This window comes from Pseudomonas sp. P5_A12 (assembly GCF_056400685.1).
This window is the reverse complement of the sequence record NZ_JBFUKU010000457.1, coordinates 1-2916: the sequence shown is the minus strand read 5'-3', so window position 1 is coordinate 2916 and position 2916 is coordinate 1. Positions and strand designations below refer to the sequence as shown.

Sequence of the window (2916 nt, the reverse complement as noted above, 5' to 3'; positions counted from 1 at the left end):
AGCAGGATCAGCGGGCGTCGCCCGAAGCGGTCGGCCCAAGGGGCGATAAACAACGAGCCGATCGCCATTCCGACAAGCCCTGCGCTGAGCAGGTAGCCGAGGTGAATGCCGCTGAGGCCCCAGTCAGTAGCAATAGAAGCGGCGGTGAAAGCCATTACCAACACATCGAAGCCATCCAGCATGTTGATCAGAAAGCAGAGCGCAATCACGCCCCACTGGAAGCTGACCATCGGTTTTTCGTCCAGCTGTTGCCCAATCGAATGGCTCATGTGATCAGGCTCCGAGGCTGTAGGTAGGGAGTTGGTGTGAACGACGGGCAGCCGAAGTCGCCTCGCTATGCAGGGGGTACAGGGTGTACATGTCGATACCTTCTTGTTTTTGTTGGTCTGTGGAGCATGCAAGGTGCCTCGGAGCCAGCGACTCGACTCCGGGGCGGCAGGGTGCTCAGGTCGAGGGAACGCCTGAGTCAGCCGGGAAAATCAGCGTTCAGGCCGCGCTGAAGGTCTTGTGTGGATCGATGACGAATTTTTTCGGCACGCCGGCATCGAACTCGCCATACCCCTGCGGTGCCTGGTCCAGGCTGATCACCTGTACACCCACCACTTCGGCGATGTTGATGCGGTCCCACATGATTGCTTGCATCAATTGGCGGTTGTACTTCATCACTGGCGTCTGGCCGGTATGGAAACTATGGGACTTGGCCCAGCCCAGACCGAAGCGGATGCTCAGGCTGCCCATTTTCGCAGCGGCGTCCACCGCACCCGGATCTTCGGTCACATACAGGCCCGGGATACCGATTTTGCCCGCCACCCGCACCACGCCCATCAGCGAGTTGAGCACGGTGGCTGGCGCTTCATGTTGCACGCCGGCATGCCCGTGACCGCGCGCTTCGAAGCCTACGGCGTCGACGGCGCAATCGACTTCAGGCTCGCCGAGCAGTGCAGCGATCTGTTCGTGCAGCGGCGTGTCCAGGGACAGGTCGGCGATTTCGAAACCCTGGGCCTTGGCGTGGGCCAGGCGCACGGTGTTGACGTCACCGACGATGACTACAGCCGCGCCGAGCAGGCGGGCGGACGCGGCAGCAGCAAGGCCTACTGGACCGGCGCCGGCGATGTACACCGTGCTGCCCGGACCGACGCCGGCCGTCACGGCGCCGTGGTAACCGGTGGGCAGGATGTCGGAGAGGCAGGTCAGGTCGCGGATTTTTTCCATCGCGCGGTCACGGTCCGGCAGTTTCAGCAGGTTGAAGTCGGCGTACGGCACCATCGCGTATTCGGCCTGGCCACCGGTCCAGTCACCCATGTCGACATAACCGTAAGCACCGCCGGGACGGGCCGGGTTAACGCTGAGACAGACACCGGTGTGCATTTCTTTGCAGGAACGGCAGCGCCCGCAAGCCACGTTGAACGGTACGGACACCAGGTCGCCGATTTTCAGGTTCTCGACGTCGCTGCCTTTCTCGATGACTTCGCCGGTGATCTCGTGGCCCAGCACCAGACCGGTCTGCGCGGTGGTACGACCGCGCACCATGTGCTGGTCGGAGCCACAGATGTTGGTGGAGATCACCTTGAGAATGACCCCATGCTCGATCTTGCGACCGCGCGGGTCCTGCATTTTCGGGTAGTCGATTTTTTGTACTTCTACTTTCCCGGAGCCGAGATACACCACACCACGATTGCCAGACATGCTTTTTCCCTTAAAGAAGTTGTTGTTATGTAAAGGTGCACATTGAGTTGAGTACGCGTGTGCCCTGTGCTCAAAAAGTGGATTGGCGAAGTTGCTCGATGATTCGGCGGGCGCGATTGGCACCGACATCGACGTGGATATCGATCATCGAGCGCGCACCGAACCGGCACATGTTCTGGTATTGGGCTTCGATAATTACCTTGTCTTCATCGAAGGTCATTACCGTTTGCTCTACAACCTTGGCCTTGATGGCTTCGGGATCGCTTTCGGGATTGGTGGCAATGGTCCAGAAATAGTGACTGGTGGTTGCGGTTTCTGGCGTCACCCCGTGGAATCCGCGCATATGGAAACCACCACGATCGGGGTCATCGAGGGAATCGGTGCCGGCATTCACCGCACCGGTCCAGATACGCAGATGACTGACGTGAAATTCGATTTCCTGCCAACGGTCCACGGTGCCTTTGAAGGGGTAGGCGGCCGTGTAGGTGGGAGGTGGAACCGAGTCCGGCATATGGCGCACGACCCGCACTACGTCGCCTTCACTTTCGACACTCATCCGTGCATTCATATGGATGCTGGCGTTGCCGCCGATGGTTCGCAGGTGGACATAACCCAGATGGCTCAAGTCCATGAGGTTGTCGTGGATTAACTGATAAGGCGCGTTGTAGTGATACACGTCGCCTTCGAACAGGTACTTGCCACTGCTGTGAACAGGGTAGGTCGGCGGCTCACAGTTGGGCTCCGGTTGAGCCTCGCTGCCAAACCATATCCAGACGATCTGGTCCTGCTCGCGTACGTGATACGCGGGCACTTTGGCTTTGCTCGGTACCTTGTCCTGGCCCGGGATTTCGACGCACTTCCCACGCTCATCGAATAGCAGTCCGTGGTAGCCGCAACGAATGCCAGTTGCTTCGAGCGTGCCGTTCGACAGTGGCAGCGCTCTGTGGCAGCAGCGGTCTTCCAGGGCAGCGACCTCGCCGTTGGCTTTGCGAAATAACACGACAGGTTTGTTGAGTAATGTCCGGCCGACGGGTGTGTCCTTCAACTCCCATCCCAAGGCAGCGACGTACCACTGGTTGAGGGGGAAGTCAGGTAAGGCAGGCGCCGAAATTTCTTCGGCAAGCGTTTGGAGAGTGGATGTGTTCATGGTGTTCTCCATGTTGATGTTGTTGTTTGAGTTCACAGATCAAGAACCAGGCGTGATGATTTGGCGCGCGAGCAACAGGGGGT

General features: G+C 59.1%; 3 protein-coding genes. All 3 read right to left on the bottom strand.

Annotated elements, in window-relative coordinates; translation table 11 throughout:
• A partial coding sequence (locus AC1DSG_RS29820) for an MFS transporter (protein WP_477794078.1) occupies positions 1 to 269 on the bottom strand: 269 nt, incomplete at its 3' end.
• Positions 270 to 486: 217 nt separating this feature from the next.
• Positions 487 to 1686 carry a formaldehyde dehydrogenase, glutathione-independent gene (fdhA, locus tag AC1DSG_RS29815; protein WP_477794077.1) on the bottom strand — a complete coding sequence of 400 codons (1200 nt, stop codon included), beginning with the start codon at positions 1684 to 1686 and terminating at the stop codon, positions 487 to 489.
• Between the two features lie 70 nt (positions 1687 to 1756).
• Positions 1757 to 2833: a Rieske 2Fe-2S domain-containing protein gene (locus tag AC1DSG_RS29810; RefSeq protein ID WP_477794076.1), complete on the bottom strand. Its 1077-nt coding sequence runs from the start codon at positions 2831 to 2833 to the stop codon at positions 1757 to 1759.
• Between the last annotated feature and the right edge of the window lie 83 nt (positions 2834 to 2916).

Coding starts and splice junctions, on each gene's coding strand:
- fdhA (WP_477794077.1), bottom strand. CDS start 1,686: ATGTCTGGCAATCGTGGTGTGGTGTATCTCGGCTCCGGGAAAGTAGAA.
- AC1DSG_RS29810 (WP_477794076.1), bottom strand. CDS start 2,833: ATGAACACATCCACTCTCCAAACGCTTGCCGAAGAAATTTCGGCGCCT.